The 18910-nt window shown below is 41.9% G+C and carries 15 protein-coding genes; 9 read left to right on the top strand and 6 right to left on the bottom strand.

What is annotated here, in order from left to right:
* Positions 1-96: 96 nt before the first annotated feature.
* A complete protein-coding gene (locus FNT16_RS02315) occupies positions 97-1485 on the bottom strand; it encodes a PhoH family protein (RefSeq protein WP_143870042.1) in 1389 nt (462 codons plus the stop codon).
* 621 nt (positions 1486-2106) lie between these two features.
* Here FNT16_RS02315 and FNT16_RS02310 point away from each other — a divergent pair.
* The gene (locus tag FNT16_RS02310) at positions 2107-3306 is read left to right on the top strand and encodes an IS4 family transposase (RefSeq protein ID WP_185976664.1); all 1200 of its coding nucleotides are present in this window, start codon (positions 2107-2109) and stop codon (positions 3304-3306) included.
* Positions 3307-3777: 471 nt separating this feature from the next.
* The gene (rapA, locus tag FNT16_RS02305; protein ID WP_143870040.1) at positions 3778-6696 is read left to right on the top strand and encodes an RNA polymerase-associated protein RapA; all 2919 of its coding nucleotides are present in this window, start codon (positions 3778-3780) and stop codon (positions 6694-6696) included.
* A gap of 595 nt (positions 6697-7291) precedes the next feature.
* Here the strand turns inward: rapA and FNT16_RS02300 are convergent.
* From FNT16_RS02300 to FNT16_RS02285, 4 genes are read right to left on the bottom strand one after another with little or no spacing between them, the layout of a single operon-like run.
* The gene (locus FNT16_RS02300; protein ID WP_143870039.1) at positions 7292-7756 is read right to left on the bottom strand and encodes a CreA family protein; all 465 of its coding nucleotides are present in this window, start codon (positions 7754-7756) and stop codon (positions 7292-7294) included.
* Positions 7757-7798: 42 nt separating this feature from the next.
* Positions 7799-8770 carry an SEL1-like repeat protein gene (locus FNT16_RS02295; RefSeq protein WP_143870038.1) on the bottom strand — a complete coding sequence of 324 codons (972 nt, stop codon included), beginning with the start codon at positions 8768-8770 and terminating at the stop codon, positions 7799-7801.
* A 12-nt stretch (positions 8771-8782) separates the two neighbouring features.
* The gene (locus tag FNT16_RS02290) at positions 8783-9055 is read right to left on the bottom strand and encodes a hypothetical protein (protein WP_143870037.1); all 273 of its coding nucleotides are present in this window, start codon (positions 9053-9055) and stop codon (positions 8783-8785) included.
* A gap of 47 nt (positions 9056-9102) precedes the next feature.
* The gene (locus FNT16_RS02285; protein WP_143870036.1) at positions 9103-9807 is read right to left on the bottom strand and encodes a DUF445 domain-containing protein; all 705 of its coding nucleotides are present in this window, start codon (positions 9805-9807) and stop codon (positions 9103-9105) included.
* Positions 9808-10055: 248 nt separating this feature from the next.
* Here FNT16_RS02285 and FNT16_RS02280 point away from each other — a divergent pair, with 248 nt between their 5' ends.
* Entirely contained in the window at positions 10056-12044 is a 1989-nt protein-coding gene (locus FNT16_RS02280) for a putative bifunctional diguanylate cyclase/phosphodiesterase (protein WP_185976663.1), read from the top strand.
* On the opposite strand, the gene FNT16_RS02275 is transcribed toward FNT16_RS02280, so the two are convergent.
* Positions 12024-12821 (bottom strand): tRNA-uridine aminocarboxypropyltransferase, encoded by a 798-nt coding sequence (locus tag FNT16_RS02275; protein WP_143870034.1) that lies wholly within the window; start codon positions 12819-12821, stop codon positions 12024-12026. The two genes, FNT16_RS02280 and FNT16_RS02275, sit on opposite strands and share 21 nt — an antisense overlap.
* 105 nt (positions 12822-12926) lie before the next feature.
* On the opposite strand from FNT16_RS02275, the gene FNT16_RS02270 reads away from it, so the two are divergent.
* The 6 genes from FNT16_RS02270 to FNT16_RS02245 all read left to right on the top strand — a co-directional run bounded on the left by FNT16_RS02270 (position 12927) and on the right by FNT16_RS02245 (position 18902).
* Complete coding sequence (locus tag FNT16_RS02270) at positions 12927-13529, top strand: DUF2726 domain-containing protein (protein WP_143870033.1); 603 nt, start codon at positions 12927-12929, stop codon at positions 13527-13529.
* Positions 13530-13590: 61 nt separating this feature from the next.
* Positions 13591-14283 (top strand): 5'-methylthioadenosine/S-adenosylhomocysteine nucleosidase, encoded by a 693-nt coding sequence (gene mtnN / locus FNT16_RS02265; protein ID WP_143870032.1) that lies wholly within the window; start codon positions 13591-13593, stop codon positions 14281-14283.
* Between the two features lie 10 nt (positions 14284-14293).
* Complete coding sequence (locus FNT16_RS02260) at positions 14294-15253, top strand: cobalamin biosynthesis protein CobD/CbiB (RefSeq protein WP_143870031.1); 960 nt, start codon at positions 14294-14296, stop codon at positions 15251-15253.
* Positions 15254-15348: 95 nt separating this feature from the next.
* Positions 15349-16347: an adenosine kinase gene (locus tag FNT16_RS02255; protein ID WP_143870030.1), complete on the top strand. Its 999-nt coding sequence runs from the start codon at positions 15349-15351 to the stop codon at positions 16345-16347.
* An 18-nt stretch (positions 16348-16365) separates the two neighbouring features.
* Positions 16366-17730, top strand: a complete 1365-nt coding sequence (ahcY, locus tag FNT16_RS02250; protein WP_143870029.1) for an adenosylhomocysteinase — start codon at positions 16366-16368, stop codon at positions 17728-17730.
* 221 nt (positions 17731-17951) lie between these two features.
* Positions 17952-18902, top strand: a complete 951-nt coding sequence (locus tag FNT16_RS02245) for an ABC transporter substrate-binding protein (RefSeq protein ID WP_143870028.1) — start codon at positions 17952-17954, stop codon at positions 18900-18902.
* Positions 18903-18910: the final 8 nt, after the last annotated feature.

The following is an 18910-nucleotide window of genomic DNA, read 5'->3' as shown; positions in this document are numbered from 1 at the left end:
GTTTACGCCGACAAAGCATAATTCGCAACTGCCGAATTAATAATCGTCGCCCTAAAGGGACGACCTACACAGCTCGTGACTCGCAGCTTAATAAAACTACAAATTTTTCTCTGCAAATGACGCTAATCTTGACCGCATCACACCTGCAATATGGACCGTGGCGCTCCCCTCAAAATCTTTAAAACATTCGACAATATAGGTTAAACCTGAAGTTAATGGTGATAAATAATTGCTGTCGATTTGCGCCAGGTTGCCGCAGCAAATAAGTTTAGTACCTTCACCAGCCCGAGTTATTATGGTTTTGAGTTGCGAAGAGGTCATATTCTGGCATTCATCCAAAATCACAATGGACTTTTGAATACTACGCCCGCGCATAAAGTTGACTGATTTAAACTGTATGTTGGCTTTTTCCATAATATAACGCATGCTACTTTCGCGGCATTCATCATGGCGATGTAAAAAATCCAGCGAGTCATTAATCGCACCCAACCAAGGGGCCATCTTTTCTTCTTCTGTACCGGGTAAAAAGCCAATAGATTCGGCAATTTCTGGTGTGTTTCGGGTGACTATAATTTTTTCGTAAATGCCTTGCTCAACGACCATTTCAAGCGCAGCGGCTAGAGCCAGTAAGGTTTTACCGCTTCCAGCTGGGCCGGTTAGTAACACTAAATCAATATGGGTGTCGAGCAGTGCATCCATGGCCATCGCTTGATGAAAGTTTTTGGGGGAAATGCCCCAAGCATGGCGGCCCATCATGCGGTCGAAGCCGAGATCTTTAAGTTTTACCGTTTCGTCATTGTGCTCTATAACTTTACCGGCAAATGAATGTGCTTCGTCAAATATATATTGGTTGATGAATACGGTTTTGGGTAGCACTGATCGTTCAACGGTGTGAATGGCATCTCTACCTTCTGTTTCACTTTCGCAGTTGGTGATTTGTGACCAGAAATCACCTTTTATTTCGGCATAGCCTGTGCTTAAGTATTTTATGTCGGAAATTAATTGGTCGGTGCGATAGTCTTCAACGCGTTCCATACCAGCGCCTTTTGCTTTGAGGCGCATATTGATGTCTTTGGTAACCAGTATGACGGTTCTGGGTGCTTTGTCTTGTTGCAGGTGCAATGCTGCATTAATAATTCGGTTGTCATTTTCAGGGCCAGGTAAAGTGACTCTGTCTTGGGTGAGCAGGTGATCAGGGTAAATGGCTAGTTTTCCGGTTGAGCCATGTTCAGTTGAATATCTCTTCATGCTGACACCGTCGGCAATCTCCTCTGGTGTGGCATCTTTTAATGAATCTTCTAGTGCCCGAATCGCAATTCGTGCATCTCGACTGACGTCTTTTTTACGGTCTTTGATGGCATCGAGTTCTTCTAATACCGTCATTGGGATGAATACGTCGTGTTCTTGAAAGTTCAAAAAAGCGAATGGTTCGTGTAGCAGGATGTTGGTGTCGAGTATATAAATCTTAGTCATTTTCTCGGTCATCTGGCCCCCTGAATAGTTAGATTATCGCGTTTATCCTATACGCTTATTTTTACTATCGGGTGAAAACGCAAAATGAGCAAGTTTTTTATTTAAGTTTTGTGTTTTGAGATGCGAGCTACGAGCTACGAGCTACGAGTTGCAAGATAAAAGTTGCAAGTTGCAAGTTGCAAGAAGTGTAGGTCGCGGCTTCAGCCCGACAATGTAGGTCGGACTTTAGTCCGTCAAAGCAGAACGCACAAATGTCGAGCTAAACAATGTCGCGGCTTCAGCCCGACAAATCTCGCATTGTGCACAATGTCGAATTAATAATTGTCGCCCTAAAGGGCCGACCTACACAGCTCGAAGCTCGCGGCTCGAAACTTGAAACTTGAAACTTGAAACTTGAAACTTGCAGCTAAAATGTAGGTCGCGGCTTCAGCCCGACAAATCTCACATTGTGCACAATGTCGAATTAATAATTGTCGCCCTAAAGGAACGACCTACACAGCTCGAAGCTTGAAACTCGAAGCTTAAATGTAGGTCGCGGCTTCAGCCTTAAGGCTCCCCACAAATTTTGAAAAGATGCCCACTTATTGGTTAAACTAATTTCGCCAAAAACAAGTTACAACAAGGGGCATCAAATTGTTATTATCAAACTTGCTTTCAGAAAATTCAATAGCACTGGATAAACGAATTAAAAAGGCACTCTCCGATACCGTTTCTTGTGTTCAACATGGTGCGAAGTTAAGCCTAACCGCGATTGGCAGAACACTTGGTGAGCAAAGCCCTTCCACTACAGAAAAACATTGCATCAAACGTGTTGATAGATTACTTAAAAATGAGAAATTACAACAAAACCGCACGCAATTTTATAAGACTCTGACCGCTTATTTAACGGGTGGAATTGAGGATGCTTTGCCCATTATTGTTGACTGGTCAAGTGTTTACGACCAAAGCTTTGTACTACTTCGAGCTTCGGTCGCATTTGATGGTCGAGCTTTTACCATCTATGAAGAGGTACACGCTGAAGGCGCTATGAATAACCATAAAATTCATGTCAAGTTTCTTCAGAATTTAAAGCAGATTCTGCCCGATGAGTGTTGTCCTGTGATTGTTACAGACGCTGGATTTAAAGTGCCATGGTTCAAAGCAATTGATAAATTAAATTGGTATTGGCTTGCACGTACTCGTGGCACTGTAAAATGTAAAACAGACGATAACTCAGAATGGACATTGGTGGATGCCTATCACTCACAGGCCAAAACAAAACCCACGGCCTTAAAAGGTTTAGTCTTATCAAAACAACACAAGTGGTCTTGCAGAGGCGTCTTGTATAAAACATCACCCCCACCAAAGAAACACAAAAAACCCACGAAACGACCTAACTGCAACAGCTATAAAAAATATTCAAAAGGTAACAGTGAGCCCTGGTTTCTGGTCAGTAATCTACCTGAAGATGAGTTTTCTGCTCTTGCTCTGGTTAATATTTACAAGCGTAGAATGACAATAGAAGAAGCTTTTAGAGACACTAAAAACGAATATTATGGGCTGGGCTTAAGGCGCTCTAGAAGCCAATCTATCGAGCGTTTACAGGCATTGCTACTCATCGCTTTGCTGGCTCAGTGGCAACTATACGTCATTGGAAAAGCTGCAGAATTGCAAGGTTATCACCGACACTTTCAGGCCAATACCGAAAAGCGAAGGCGTGTCTTATCATATTGCTATCTGGCCAAAAGAATATTGCTGAATTCAAGTTTTGCTATAACAAATTCGATGCTCCAAGAAGCTTTTGAGTTACTCATTATGGAAACGAGATGTCACCTTAATTGTGGGGATCCCTAAGGCTTCAGCCCGACAAATCTTGCATTATGCACGATGTCGAATTAATAATTGTCGCCCTAAAGGGCCGACCTACAAATTGTCGCCCTAAAGGAACGACCTACACAGCTCGAAGCTCGAAGCTCGAAGCTTAAATGTAGGTCGCGGCTTCAGCCCGACAAATCTCGCATTATGCACGATGTCGAATTAATAATTGTCGTCCTAAAGGAACGACCTACACAGCTCGAAGCTCGAAGCTCGCGGCTCGTAGCTAAAATGTAGGTCGCGGCTTCAGCCCGACAAATCTTGCATTATGCACAATGTCGAATTAATAATTGTCGCCCTAAAGGGCCGACCTACACAACTCGCAGCTCGAAACTTACAGCTAGAAGCTTGTAACTTCACCATTTATCTTCAATACTTTGAAATTATCCGTGAAAGCAACCAGCGCTTTGGGTAATATACGCCGCCTTCAAAGAGGAGTAATGAACAACCATGAGTGATTTTGCACTTGGACAACGCTGGATTAGTGATTCAGAGTCTGATTTAGGTTTAGGTACTATTGTTGCCATCAACGGCCGTCGAATTTCAATGTTATTTCCTGCCACAGGCGACCAACGAGAATACGTAGCAGGCAGCGCACCTTTAACGCGAGTCAGTTTTAACCCCGGAGATTCAGTGGAAAGTGCTGAAGGGTGGACGCTAAATGTCCATCAGGTTATGGCCGAAGATGGTTTAAATATTTACATAGGCGAGCGCTCGGATAATGGTGAAAAAGCGCAGTTATTAGAAACCCGAATTAATCATCATATCAAATTTAATAAACCACAAGACAGATTATTCACCGCGCAAATTGATAGAAATGACTGGTATACATTACGCTACGACGCTAGATGCATGCAGCATAAATATCAAACCCATCCGCTCGTTGGTTTAGCCGGTGCGCGTACAGCGTTAATTCCGCACCAATTACACATTGCCAAAGAGGCGGGTAGCCGGGTGGCCCCCCGTATTTTGCTATCTGACGAAGTGGGTTTAGGTAAAACCATTGAAGCTGGCATGATTATTCATCAGCAGTTATTAACTGGGCGTGCATCTCGGGTGCTGATTTTATTACCTGAGTCTTTGCAGTATCAGTGGCTTGTTGAAATGCTGCGCCGTTTTAATCTTAAGTTCGCGATTTTTGATGAAGAAAGATGTGGCGAATATGATGAGTCAGAAGAAAATCCTTTTGAAACAGAACAGCTTATCATTGCGCCATTAACCATTTTATCTGAATCGGATAAACGTTTAGAGCAAGCTTGTCAGGCCAGTTGGGATCTGGTGGTTGTTGACGAAGCGCACCACTTAGACTGGAGCGAAGAGGCCGTTAGTCCACAATATAGCGCGGTGGAAAAGCTTGCTAAAATTTGTGCAGGTTTGTTGTTGTTAACAGCAACGCCGGATCAGTTGGGGCATCAAAGCCATTTTGCGCGCTTACGTTTGTTAGATCCTGAGCGTTTTTATGATTATGCGACTTTTGTTAAAGAAGAGGCGGGTTATAAAGCAGTTGCTGATTTAGCTAAATTATTAAACAGTGATGAAAAAATTGACGCCGACGGTTTAGAAAAACTCAAGTCTTTAGGCGAGCAAGAGCAGGGTGAAGGTTTTGAAGCCTCTGTGTTGTCAATCAATGATGCAGATAAAACGGTTGCGCAGCAGGCTAGGCATAAAATTATCCGCAGTTTAATCGACAGACATGGCACAGGCCGTGTGTTGTTCAGAAATACGCGAGCTTCCGTCAAAGGCTTTCCGAAACGTTGTGTATTGCCTACTGAATTAGAACTACCTTCTGAATATCGGGCTGCAGCAGATTGGTGGTTAAAACGCCACCCGGAAGATTATTCAGCAAAAGCGGTTGCGCCATTATTAACGCCTGAGTTTTTGTATCAAAATGCAATTAGCGGCGATATTGAATGGTGGCGAATTGATCCGCGTATCGATTGGTTAGCTGAGTTAATTAAAGAAAACAAACAAGACAAGTTTTTAATTATTTGTGCGCGGGCCTCTACTGCGTTGACGCTTGAGCAAGCGGTGCGTGTTAAATTTGGTTTAAATGCTGCAGTTTTTCACGAAGGTATGACGATAGTTGAACGTGACCGAGCGGCCGCTTGGTTTGCTGATCAGGATGAAGGATGTCAGTTGTTGATCTGTTCTGAAATTGGTTCGGAAGGTCGTAACTTTCAGTTTGCCCGTCAACTTGTTTTATTCGATATCCCACTTAACCCAGATTTGTTAGAACAGCGAATTGGTCGTTTAGACCGTATTGGTCAGCGTAATGATATTCAAATTAACATTCCGTATTTTGCCGACTCGGCCGCTGAAACTTTGTTTAACTGGCAGCACAAAGGGATTAATGCCTATGCAGAAACCTGTCCGGCTGGGGTTAAAGTATTCGAGCAACAAAACGATGCTTTATTAACGGCTTTGGCCAGTAACCAATTTGATGAAACCCAGATCAAGCCTTTAATTGAACGCGCAAAAGCTGAAATTGAACAAATCAATCTTCAGTTAGAAGAAGGGCGTGATATCTTACTTGAGTTAAATTCAAAAGGTTTTGATGGCGAGCGCATCGCTGAAGATATTGAAGCGATGGATGATGATACTCAGTTGGTTGCTTTTATGCTTCAAACTTTTGATGTGTATGGGGTTTCGCAAGATGATAAGGGTGAGCAGTGTATTGCGATAAACCCAACCGAACATATGCTTGAACCGCATTTCCCTGAATTAGGGGATGAGGGCATGACCATTAGTTTTGACCGCGAAACAGCGTTATCCCGTGAAGATGTGCGTTTTATCAGTTGGGATCACCCTATGGTGCAAGGCTGTTTTGAGATGATCAACGCCGGCGAAATGGGCAATAACGCGGTTAGCATTTTAAACAACAAAGCTTTGCCAGAAGGCACCTATTTGGTTGAGTTAATTTTTGTGGTTGAAACCAGTGCGCCAAAACAATTGCAGCCCGGTCGCTTTTTACCGCCGACACCGGTGCGTATTTTATTAGATAAAGCGGGGAATGATTTAGCGGCAAAAGTAACGTTTGATGGTTTAAACAAACAGCTTAAACCGGTTAATAAGCAAGTTGCTTCTCAGTTAGCGACTGCGTTACAACCGCAGATTCACGAACTGATAGGGCAGGCTGAAACTAAAGCTAATGTTGAGCGGGATAATTTAATCGCTCAGTCAATTGCTAAAGTAGACGAAGAATTAGGCGATGAAATTGAGCGATTAACCGCACTTAAAGCTGTTAACCCAAGTATTCGACCGATAGAGCTGGAATCTTTGATTCAGCAAAAAACAGCATTGCATGAGCATTTAAAACAAGCCCGTGTAAAATTAGATGCCGTTAGGTTGATTGTCGTCAGCCATAATTGATCGACTTTCAGTTACAAGCTTCGAGTTGCAAGAAATGTAGGTCGCGGCTTTAGCCCGACAATGTAGGAATGTAGGTCGTGGCTTCAGCCCGGCAATGTAGGAATGTAGGTCGCGGCTTTAGCCCGACAATGTAGGTCGGACTTTAGTCCGACAGATCTCGCATCATGCACGATGTCTAATTAATAATTGTCGCCCTAAAGGGTCGACCTACACGGTTCGAAGCTCGCGGCTCGAATCTCAAAACTTGTCGCCCTAAAGGGCCGACCTACACGGCTTGTAGCTCGCGGCTTTCAACTTGAAACTTGTAGCTTAAATGTAGGTCGGACTTTAGTCCGACAAATCTCGCATCATGCACGATGTCTAATTAATAATTGTCGCCCTAAAGGGTCGACCTACACGGTTCGAAGCTCGCGGCTCGAATCTCAAAACTTGTCGCCCTAAAGGGCCGACCTACACGGCTTGTAGCTCGCGGCTTTCAACTTGAAACTTGTAGCTTAAATGTAGGTCGGACTTTAGTCCGACAAATCTCGCATCATGCACGATGTCGAATTAAACATCGTCGCCCTAAAGGGCCGACCTACACGGCTCATCACTATCACTTCTGAATCGTTTCATATGCTGCTGTCCCCCACAAGGGGACTGTCGACATGCTATGTTTGTAACTTCCTTGCGTCTCTTTGGTGCTGTATGAAACATATAACAGCGTTTGGTTTTCAGCATCAAAAATCCTTCTGATTTTCAGATTCTTAAAAAAGATGCTTTTTGATTTTTTAAACACAATATCGCCGCTTTTTGATTTATCAATTGCGGCAATCATAGCGGGGGTGATTTGACCTGTTTGTCGGCAACTGATGCTGGAGTCAGACGGGTCTGCAAAATCCAGATCCGCTTCTATACTGGAGATATGACAAGTCACTCCGGTTACGATTGGATCATTTAAACTGTCGATTTTGATATCTTTTGTGGTAAACCAGCCTAGGCTCACATCGCCCACTTCGTTATCGCTGCAACTTATCAAGCAGGCTAATAAAAATGGAAAAATCAGATATTGCTTTTGCATACTTACTCCTAAATCCTATGTTGTAAGGCTAAAAATGCTCGCTTACCAGTTGTACAGTTCGGGTAGCTGCTGCATTTCTTCAATTATTAAGCGGGTGGTTTTATCCACTTCTGCTTTTTGCCATGTTTTCATATTTTCCGTTAATACGGTTACAGTCTCTGTATACTCGTATTCAGGCATAAAGTGTTGCAACGCGCTATAGTAGCTTGCCGCAGCCACAGCATCAGGACTGACACCATGGTGGTAACGCACGGCTAAATTAAATAGTGCATTTAAACTACCTTGTTGTCTGGCTTGCTCAAGCCACATCACTTGTTTGTGATAAAAGTTTTTACGCGTTTCTTTATCAATATTTTTACGTAGCGCTAAATTTAACGAAGGCATATGTGAAAGCAACATCATTGCTTGTATATTGCCATGGTTGGCAACATACGTGACCTCGTCATATAAGCGATTCAGGTATTCTCCCTTCACGTTTTTACATAAATTGATTTTATCCAACATATGTTGAGTGACATGTTTAGGGAAACCATTGTTGGCATGTTGCTCTACCGTGGTATTAATCTGTTGCTCAGTAAATTCAATTTTGCCGGCATTATTGATATAACGATGAAAGGGCAAACATTTTTCCAGCGCTAATAAATAGGCCAAATAAGCTTCTGTTGTTGCATTTTTTTTGTACTGGTCTAAATCGATATGCGCAATATTTTGTTGCAGGGCTTCTATTTGCTGAAGCTCTGTTATTTTAGGTTTGCTGGGGTGAGGCTTGTTTTTCTCACTGTTGTCAGTAGGTGTATCAGAATCATCTAAAGATTCGATTTTAGGTTGCTCATTGATATTCAGTTTTTCAATATTTATTTGAGTGCTTAATGGCGGCTCTGCTGCCGCATATCTATCTGCTGGTGTCTGCGCCGGGCTGGGCTGCTGCGCTTTGTTTGGCCATAACAATACTAAAACCACAATAACTAAAGAAAGCAGTATTAGTAAAACAAAAAACAGCAGAAATTTTTTCACCTCAAGTCCTTTTTATTTATTTCCCCAGATTTTTGCGACCGCCCGATCCGCACCCAACAATCCAATTATTAAACACAAACAGCCGCCAGCGCCAAAAACAGTGAAAGGGATTAAAAAACCATACCCCGGCGGGCTTAAAAAATAGACAGTAGTCGCCAACACTAAAAACAAAAAACCAACAACTAGCAAAATCGTTCTGTTTAATGGTTTGTAGTGGTATGGTTCTGCTCCAGCTTCAAACGGGCGCAAAACGGGGGCAAAAATCTTTCGGGCTAATTCTTTCACTTAATTTCCTTGCAGGTTGGCAACGGGTTATTAGGTTCTTATGTAGTTTATCCCAATAAACCGGCGAGTAAACCAAAAAAGCCACCAAATATTCCACCCCAAACAACTAACCAACCTAAATGTTCACGGATCATTTTCTGGACTATTTCTTTAACCGTTTTAGGTGTCAATTCTTCTAATCTGGTGCTGACAATGTTGGAAACTTTATCTTTTAATTCTTCGATCACATCCGGTTTTTCCAATGAATCGCGCACTAATTCATTAAATTCTTCAGTTTGGCTGATTTCAATGATTTTACCTTTCAATTTGGTTATAAAAGGCTCTTTAAGCGGTTCAATCGCTGATGAACCACCAAACATGGCCAGCATGCTGCCAAATTTAGATTCATTGATTGTTGCGACCAACGAATCATAAGCGGGTTCAAAATCTACCTGTTCTATCACCGGGGCAAAATTGAAGTGGCTGGCATGTCCTTGTTGATCGGTCAAAAATTTATCAATATTCTCATGATTAAAAAATTCTGTCATGATCAGGTTATTGATTGCCGTGCGAAAGTTGTCGAATTTAGCTTCAATAACACCCGAACCATATAAACCCGGTACTTTTTCAAATAACATATGTACCGCCAGCCAGTTTGTAAAAGCGCCAGACAGTGCGAATAACCCTACTGAAAACACGATATCCTGTTGTGTAAAATAGCCTATTAAAGTAACTGAAGCTGCGAGTAAATTGGTAATCAGGCTCATATTCATAATTTAAAATCCGTCGTCTTAAAACCATTTATCTTTTGAATTGCTTTGATAGCGCTAAAGTGGGGTTCTATCGTAAAAAATCAATCCTTGTACTTGATTCTTTGCTAATATAAATAAATAGGCGATAGATTTTTGCTTACAGATTGTCTACCATGCATTTACATCTTGTTTGATTTTTTATACAAATTAATAATTCTGGAACCCACTATATGTACGCAGCCTGTTATCGGCTACTAAAGCAGTTTTCTTTGCATTCGTTAAAAGCCAGAGTTGTATTGGCTCTAGTGGTTTCAAGCTTGTTTGCCACACTACTTGCCGTAACTGGTTTTTCAGTTGTTCAGTACTACAAAGTACATGATCAAATTCAAAAAGATGTTGAAAAAAACATCGAGTTGGTCAGCGCTTCGTTATCAGAAGCCTTGTGGAGCTTTAAAGAAGAAACTGTGCAATACATGGCGTCGGGGTTAAGCCAGTCACAATATATTGCCGCGACCGAAGTGATAAGTGAAACCGGCGAGCGCTATTTATACGGTGTGAAATCGGGTCCGCCATCGTTAACACAAGATTTAACCCACCAACAAGAATTAGTTGGTAATGTTGATATTTGGCTAGATCGCAAGGCCATTAATCGTTACGTCATCGATTCTGTTTTGTTTGTTGTCAGCGTTTATGTTGTTTCAGCTGTGCTGGTATCTTTTATTGCCATTCGTGTGATTGGCTACATGTTATCGCGTCATCTATCCAATATAGTGTCGCATATGCAATCATTTAAACTGGATGATTCACTAAGGCGTGAAATTGTTTTAAATCGTGCGCCCTACATTGAAGATGAGTTGAGTGAAATTGTAAACAGTTATAATAGGTTAGGGCGTGAAACTCAGGATTACTTTAAAGCCAAACGTCAGTATGAAAAGCACTTAACCTATCAGGCCAACCATGATGATCTGACCGGTATTGCCAATCGCAGATATGGTTTGCATTTATTAGAAGAAAAAATTCGTTCAACTAGTATCGACGGTAAGTTTGCCTTATTGTTTATTGATTTAGACGGCTTTAAAGATATCAATGATACGCACCACCATTTAGTTGGGGATGAAATCTTAAGAATCGTTTCAGCCCGTTTGCTAGATATAGGTAACGTGTACGGCGGATTTGTTGCCCGTATAGGGGGCGACGAATTTATGTTGGCTGTCGAGCTGGATGGTATTCAATTGGACGCGTTAGCTAAAAATTTATTACAACGCATTAAAGAACCTTACGGGATCGCCAATGATATATTAAATTTAAGCTGCAGCATTGGTATTGCGATGTACCCTGAAGATGCGGATACCGCGACTAATTTAATCGCAAATGCGGATACCGCGATGTTTCAGGCCAAATCGTCTGGCAAAAGCCAATATAAAACATTTTCAGCTGAAATGTTTGAAGATTTGGTGGTTAAATCCCGCTTAAAAGCCGCGCTGAAAGATGCATTAAAAAATGAGCAGATTAGTGTGTATTTTCAGCCCATATTTGCAATTGATGATGCAAGTATTGTCGGGTTTGAAGCTTTATGCCGCTGGAATCACCCAGAGTATGGATCTATTCGACCCGATATATTTATCGCGTTAGCTGAAGAAACCGGCGATGTAGTTGAAATTGATAGGTTTGTGCTAGAAAAGGTTGTCAAGAAATTGCACAAGCTGGAACAGACAGGTGCAAGATTATTCGGGACAGTCAATTTCTGTCCGCTTGATTTTGAACAAACTGATTTAATTGACCATATGGCAGGCCTTTTAGAGCGTTATCCACTGACTTTGAATCGACTTGAAGTAGAAGTCACAGAGCGCTCGATGATCAATGAATCGGGCAACGCTAATATACCGCTTATTTTGCAAAATATGGAAAAACTGGGGGTGAAAATTGCGATTGACGATTTTGGTACTGGCTACTCAGCGCTCAGCTATGTTAAACACTATCGCAGCTTTATTTCCAAGATAAAAGTTGACCGCGTTTTCGTGCGAGATATCCAACACGATACTGCGGATGTTGCGCTGGTTAATTCTATTCTCAGTATGGCCAAGGGGTTGGGTATGACAGTGGTTGCCGAAGGTATTGAGACTGAAAAACAACGTGACGTATTGTCTTCACTGGGTTGTCAATTTGGACAAGGCTATTTAATTAGTAAACCGTTACCCATAGATGAGTTTTGTGATTTATTAAATGTACAAGTCGATTTAGCGCGCCAAACCCACTAGCAGCCGGTGGTTGTCAGTGAGAGTCGGCTGACGATTCATTTTACTTTCTGCATAATGCCAAATAAAAACTGAATAAAATGCCTGTAGTACTTGAGCTGCAGGTATTTCACCGAGTTGGGCGAGGGCAAATGCAGCGGCCTGTGCAGTAGAAAACTGCTCATGACTGAAAGCTTTTCTTAACCCGTAATCTTCTACCTTTGCGATGTTTAACTGCAGACAAGGAAAAGGTTTCAACCAGCTACTTTGGTTGAACATTCTTTTAGCCTGTCGCCATGTTCCGTCTAATATAATTAAGGTAGGCGTTTTACTCTCTTGGTTATCAGGCTTTTCAGAATAAACCTGGCGGTTGGACGCTTCGGTTGGAAAGACAATAAAACATTGACGACTTGGTTCGTTAAGCATTTTAACGAGTTCTGCGGGTGGCTCTGTCCTAGACCATTCAAAAACATGACACTTATCTGCCAATACATCACTAATCAATCGCCCTGTATTTGTTGGTTTTAATATTTCAGCGCTGTGCATTAACAGAATGACTTCGGTATTACAGGGCGCCGTGCGTTTCCAACTGCAAATACATGCATATTGCGCCACCAAACAGTGTGGGCAACGTTTAACGGCTATCCCTCTGGCATTAAATTGACGAGTGGCTCTTGCTAACCTTTGTTGGCGCACTGATTGATAATTTTGTGTTGGCAAATTGATGCTCATAACTGTGAAGTGACATTTTATTTTATCCTGCGCTCGGTTAATCGACAAATGATAATCATCTATTGGCATAAGCTTTGCAAACCTTACAAGAATCGTATTGAACGCCAATAAAATGCTGTAAGCGTCAATATTTTGAACTTTCTCTAATTTTGATTTGAGTTTTAGGAGTAACGTATGGATTTAGTTGTCATAATTATGATGATGGTATTGGTGATTGTAGCCGCGATTGCTATACGAATGACTCAAACAGGATCACCATTTCCCTACCAAAAGAAAAATGTATTGTTTTCAGAGCCTGAACGCGCATTTTTAATCAAGCTGGAACAAGCCGTCGGGGATAAGTTCAGAGTGGTAAACCGGGTAAAATTAGTCGACTTGGTGCAAGTAGAAAACACAGTAACTAAACGGGCTGCTCAACTGGCTAAAACCAAAGCCAGTGCAAAAACATTAGATTTTGTCTTGTTAGACAGAAAAACCCTTGAGCCGGTTGCCGCCATTGATTTGGTTAACACTGAATCAAAGCAAGGATACAAAGCGCGTCCAGATTGGTTTGTACGAGGTGCTTTGGAAACAGTCGGTATTCCGCACGTTCGAATTAAAATTCGCTCTGGTTATAAATCGGCCGAGATTCGCGAGTGTTTATCTGCCAAACTGGGTCGCGGCAAGCTCGCTCCATTGAATGTGAAGCCGGTTACGCCTAAAGGACCCACCCGACCGGTTAAACCGCTCACCGCAAGACTGGCTGATAATGTTCAACAGTCGCAAGCTGTTGCTTGATTCTTATGCTAAGCTATTGCGAATTTACGTTTTTACTTTTGTCATCGGGTAATTATTTGCAATGAAAATCGGAATTATTGGTGCGATGCAGCAGGAAGTTGAAATTTTGCTGCAGAAAATTGAAAACTGCCGGGCCGAACAACATGGCCCTTGTACAATTTATTGTGGTCAGTTAAACGGACGCGATGTCGTACTGGTACAAAGTGGTGTCGGCAAAACAGCCGCTGCTATGTCTACCACTATGTTATTAGACAATCACAAACCCTATATTGTATTAAATACAGGCTCTGCCGGTGGTTTTGCCAGTGAGCTAAATGTTGGGGATTTGGTGATTTCATCTGAAGTACGTCACCATGATGTCGATTTAACCGCTTTTGGCTTTGAAATGGGGCAGGGATATGGTTTTCCAGCGGCATTTGAATCAGACGAAACCCTTATTCGCCGCGCAGAACAGGCAGCCGCCAAGCAGCATGATTTGCAAACTAAAGTCGGCTTAATTTGTTCGGGTGACAGTTTTATGGCGTGTCCTGAGCGTGTTGCCAAAGCGCGTAGCGATTTCCCGCAAATGATTGCTGTTGAAATGGAAGCTGCCGCCATTGCGCAGGTTTGTGCTCAATTTAATACTCCATTTGTTGTTGTTCGTGCGCTGTCTGATATTGCCGGAAAAGAATCGCATGGTAGTTTCGAGACATTTTTAGAACAAGCCGCCAGACATTCATCACAACTGGTGATGGACTTTATTCAGTTAAGCTAGCTTAAGCAATATGAACTGGCCAGAAATTCCTTTCTTTGTTCAGCAAGTCGCAGTGCTCGCCGCCGCTAGCATTGCTGCGCTTTTTTGGCCAGTCGATAATAAATATCATCCTGTTTATATTTACACCGTCATTGCGCAGCGCTTAGGGGCGAAAGTCAATCCAGATCCTGCCCGGCCCGCCACTCAACTGATTATATCTGGCACACTCGCTTTATCGGCTTCAGTAATACCGCCCATTTTAATGGTATGGCTGTTCTATCCGTTTGTTGAGTTTCCACTATTTCTAGACTGGTTAATTTTATGGTTATGCATTAATTATCAACCTTGTAAAATTGCTCAGCAGAAAGTTGCCGCGGCGCTCATTAAAGAGCAAAAAAACTTAGCCAGAGATAGGTTAAGTGATTGGGTACTGCGTAAAACCGATACCCTGTCAGCTATCGGAATTTGTAAAGCCAGTATCGAGAGTTTAAGTTTGCATGCTTTATATGGCTACTTTGCAGTTTTTTTCTGGTATTTAGTTGGCGGACCACTGGCTGTGATCCTGCTGCGGTTATTATTTGCGCTGCAGCAAAGTTGGAATCCAAAAAAATCTGATTTTGTTGTTTTTGCAAAACCGGTGAGTCAGTTGTTAAAGGTTTTAATTTGGTTTCCTGCGAAACTCTTGATGTTTTCCTTACTCGCGCCGCGCTCATTTAAAAGCATGTATAAAGCTATTTTTAACACGCCTCGTGCATGTATTGCTCTCAATCTCATTTCTGCAATGGCTGATGCATTAAAAGTGCAGCTGGCGGGCCCTGTTATCTATCAAAAAGACAAAGTTAGGCGTGAGCGAGTCGGCCTGTCTACAAGCCCGCAATGCAAAGATATTTTAAATTGCAGCCGATTAATTAAAGAATCCATGCTGATTTGGTGGATAGTGATTGTAATTATTGTCAGTGTCATTATGATCCTGCCCTATTACTTTTCGTAACTATTTTTTGTAACTATTTTTTGTAACTATTTTTCGTAACTCTTTTAGGTCGCTGGTTGTTTGCTGGCACAGATCTAACAACACAGGCATGCAGCATGTATAAATATCAGGTTTATGGATTAGGCAACGCGTTGGTCGATAAAGAATTTGAAGTGACTGACGATTTTTTGCAACAAAACAACATCGAAAAAGGTTTAATGACCTTAATTGAAGAAGATCTTCATGTAACACTGTTGGATAAATTGACCACAGAGTTTGGCTTAAAAAAGCGTGTAGGTGGTGGCTCAGCAGCGAATAGTTTGGTTGCTTTAGCACAATTTGGTGGCCGCGCATTTTTAGCCTGTAAAGTGGGCGATGATGAAACTGGCCAGTTTTACGTAGATAATTTAAAACAAGCGGGTGTAGACACACGCATTGCTGAGTTAGATGTTTCAGGCCAAACGGGTAAGTGTATGGTTATGGTAACTTCAGATGCCGAGCGCACCATGAATACCTATTTGGGGATTACGGCAGATTTTAGCGAGCAAGAGCTATTTTTAGAAGAGTTACCGCAAGCTGAATATTTGTATATTGAAGGTTATTTAGTGACTTCTGATAAAGCCAGAGCGGCCATTATTAAAGCCCGCCAAGCAGCAGATGCAGCCGGCATTAAAGTCGCGATGACATTTTCAGATCCCGCCATGGTGAAGTATTTTAAAGAGGGTGTTGAAGAAGTTTTAGGTGACAAACCTGTTGATATATTGTTTTGTAACGCCGAAGAAGCAACGACTTTTGCCGGTGAAGCAGATTTAGATAAAGCAGCCACCAAACTATTACAGCGTGCTAAACAAGTGGCTATCACATGTGGTGCAGATGGCGCTTGTGTCTACACAGGTGCAGAAAAAGTACAGGTTGCAGCGCCCACTATCACACCTGTTGATTCTAACGGGGCAGGTGATATGTTTGCTGGCGCTTATTTATATGCGATCACGCAGAATTGGAATATTGAAAAAGCAGCTCTCTTTGCCTGTGCTTCGGCCGCTGAAGTGGTTAAACACTTTGGTCCTCGAATTAGCAAAGAAAGCCAGCAAGAATTATTGGCTAAATTTAATTAATTAAGAGCGGAGAACGCTATGACTGACTATAAAGTCGCAGATATAAACCTCGCAGATTGGGGTCGTAAAGAGTTAAAAATTGCAGAAAGTGAAATGCCTGCGTTAATGGCAATTCGCGAAAAATACAAAGCAGAGCAGCCGTTAAAAGGTGCAAAAATTTTAGGTTGCATCCATATGACGATTCAAACTGGGGTGTTAATTGAAACCTTGTTAGAATTAGGCGCAGAAGTGCGTTGGTCATCCTGTAATATTTTCTCAACTCAAGATCACGCCGCAGCGGCAATTGCAGCAGCGGGCATTCCTGTGTTTGCTTGGAAAGGTGAAACAGAAGAAGAGTATGAGTGGTGTATTGAACAAACCATTAATAAAGACGGTCAGCCGTGGGATGCCAATATGGTATTGGACGACGGCGGTGATTTAACTGAAATTTTGCACCAGCGTTATCCTCAGTTATTAGAGCGTATTCACGGTATTACTGAAGAAACCACTACCGGTGTTCACCGTTTACAGGAAATGATGGCAAAGGGCGAACTTAAAGTACCAGCTATCAATGTAAATGATTCTGTCACTAAATCTAAAAATGACAATAAATATGGTTGTCGTCATAGTTTAAATGATGCGATTAAACGTGCAACTGACCACTTGTTATCTGGTAAAAAAGCATTGGTCATTGGTTATGGTGATGTGGGTAAAGGCTCTGCACAAAGTTTGCGTCAGGAAGGTATGATTGTAAACGTAACAGAAGCTGATCCTATCTGTGCGATGCAAGCTTGTATGGATGGTTTTGAAGTTGTATCTACATACAAAAATGGCGTTAATACAGGCAAAATTGAAGATATTAATGCAGAGTTATTAGCCAAAACAGACCTGATTGTCACCACTACCGGTAACTACAATGTATGTGATGCTAACGTATTACAGTCACTTAAATCGGGCGCTGTGGTTTGTAACATTGGTCACTTTGACAATGAAATTGATACCGCATTCATGCGTAAAAACTGGCGCTGGGCAGAGGTTAAACCACAAGTTCACCAAGTATACCGCAGCGACAATGAAGCTGATTTCTTATTATTGTTATCAGAAGGTCGATTGGTTAACTTAGGTAATGCAACAGGTCACCCTTCACGTATTATGGATGGCTCTTTTGCTAATCAGGTATTGGCGCAAATTCATTTGTTTAAAGAAAAATTTGCTGATTTACCGGCCGCAGAAAAGGCCGACAAGATAACGGTAGAAGTATTGCCAAAACAGTTAGATGAAGAAGTGGCTGCTTATATGGTTAAAGGCTTTGGTGGTGTGATCACGCAATTAACCGAACAACAGGCTGAATATATTGGCGTTTCGGTTGACGGCCCGTTTAAACCAGAAACATACCGCTACTAAAAATCGATTTAATTTTGTCTTTAACTTTGTCTTTAATTTTGTCTTAGTGGACAAAGTTTGTTTAAAAACCCCATTTGCTGCTATCTAACGCGCAATGGGGTTTTTTATTGCCTGTAGATTCTTGAAATTATTTTAACAACGATGTTTAAATTTCCGTTTTTTACAATTTATCACATGACATAAGGCTCGCTGCATGCGATTATTAACTAAATGTATTTATAATGTATGAAGTTATGTTGCAAAAAATAGGGCTGCTGATTATTGGTTTATTAGCGGCTCAGGTGAGCGCTGTTGAAATTAACCTGTGGCGAACCTTAACAGCCGAAGATGAAATGGCAACTTTTAACCAACAGGTTGCACGATTTAATCAACAACACCCTGAGTCGAATATTGTGGTAGAAGCTATCCCGCATGGCGCTTATAGCGAAGCTGTCATTGGTGGGGCATTGGCGCAGCGTTTACCTTGCATTATCGCCGTTGATCAACCCAATATTGCGAACTACGCTTGGTCTGGATTAATTCGTCCGTTATTTATTGCAGATGGTCACGAAAAAAACTTACTCAAGTACTCAGCGTTAAGCCACGTCAATACAAATGGCCTGAGTATTTATAATGATAAAATTTACGCTGCGGGATCATTTGATATTTCTCTTGCGTTGTTTTCTAGGCGTTCGCTACTTAAACGATTAAATATTAGAGTTCCAACGATAGATTCACCCTGGAGCGTTGAAGAGTTTAACCAAATTTTATTCGCCATTAAAAAAGACCAAAGCTATAAATATATCTTTGATTTGAATTTATCCGGTGTGGGTGAGTGGCACGCGTATGCTTTTTTGCCTATGATTTATAGTGCAGGTGGCGATTTTATTGAGCGTCAGGACTATCAAAGTGCTGAAGGCTATATGAATCATCCGGGCGTTGTGCGCTGGGCAAAATGGCTGCAGTGGTTGCTAGAGCAAGAACTCACTCAGCTCAAAAATTTAGAACATGGCCAGTTTGAAAAAAATTCATTAGCGATACAGTATACCGGCAGCTGGATGATAGAGCGTTATCGCAAAGCAGTAGGCGATGATTTACTTATTTTACCGCCTATTGATTTTGGTGAAGGCGTGTTTATTGGTGGGGGAGTTGGCATTATGCTGTCAGTCGAAGTTGTGCAAACCCCAAGCTAGCAGCACAG

Origin of the sequence: Catenovulum sediminis, assembly GCF_007289895.1 — a bacterium.
GTDB classification, from domain to species: domain Bacteria; phylum Pseudomonadota; class Gammaproteobacteria; order Enterobacterales; family Alteromonadaceae; genus Catenovulum; species Catenovulum sediminis.
The sequence above is the reverse complement of the archived record's forward strand: the minus strand, read 5'-3'. Positions and strand labels throughout refer to the sequence as shown.

Excerpts from the sequence above, each read along its gene's own strand:
- FNT16_RS02315 (WP_143870042.1), bottom strand. The coding sequence starts at position 1,485 with ATGACCGAGAAAATGACTAAGATTTATATACTCGACACCAACATCCTG.
- rapA (WP_143870040.1), top strand. The coding sequence starts at position 3,778 with ATGAGTGATTTTGCACTTGGACAACGCTGGATTAGTGATTCAGAGTCT.
- FNT16_RS02300 (WP_143870039.1), bottom strand. The coding sequence starts at position 7,756 with ATGCAAAAGCAATATCTGATTTTTCCATTTTTATTAGCCTGCTTGATA.
- FNT16_RS02285 (WP_143870036.1), bottom strand. The coding sequence starts at position 9,807 with ATGAATATGAGCCTGATTACCAATTTACTCGCAGCTTCAGTTACTTTA.
- FNT16_RS02275 (WP_143870034.1), bottom strand. The coding sequence starts at position 12,821 with ATGCCAATAGATGATTATCATTTGTCGATTAACCGAGCGCAGGATAAA.
- FNT16_RS02270 (WP_143870033.1), top strand. The coding sequence starts at position 12,927 with ATGGATTTAGTTGTCATAATTATGATGATGGTATTGGTGATTGTAGCC.
- mtnN (WP_143870032.1), top strand. The coding sequence starts at position 13,591 with ATGAAAATCGGAATTATTGGTGCGATGCAGCAGGAAGTTGAAATTTTG.
- FNT16_RS02260 (WP_143870031.1), top strand. The coding sequence starts at position 14,294 with ATGAACTGGCCAGAAATTCCTTTCTTTGTTCAGCAAGTCGCAGTGCTC.
- FNT16_RS02255 (WP_143870030.1), top strand. The coding sequence starts at position 15,349 with ATGTATAAATATCAGGTTTATGGATTAGGCAACGCGTTGGTCGATAAA.
- ahcY (WP_143870029.1), top strand. The coding sequence starts at position 16,366 with ATGACTGACTATAAAGTCGCAGATATAAACCTCGCAGATTGGGGTCGT.
- FNT16_RS02245 (WP_143870028.1), top strand. The coding sequence starts at position 17,952 with ATGTATGAAGTTATGTTGCAAAAAATAGGGCTGCTGATTATTGGTTTA.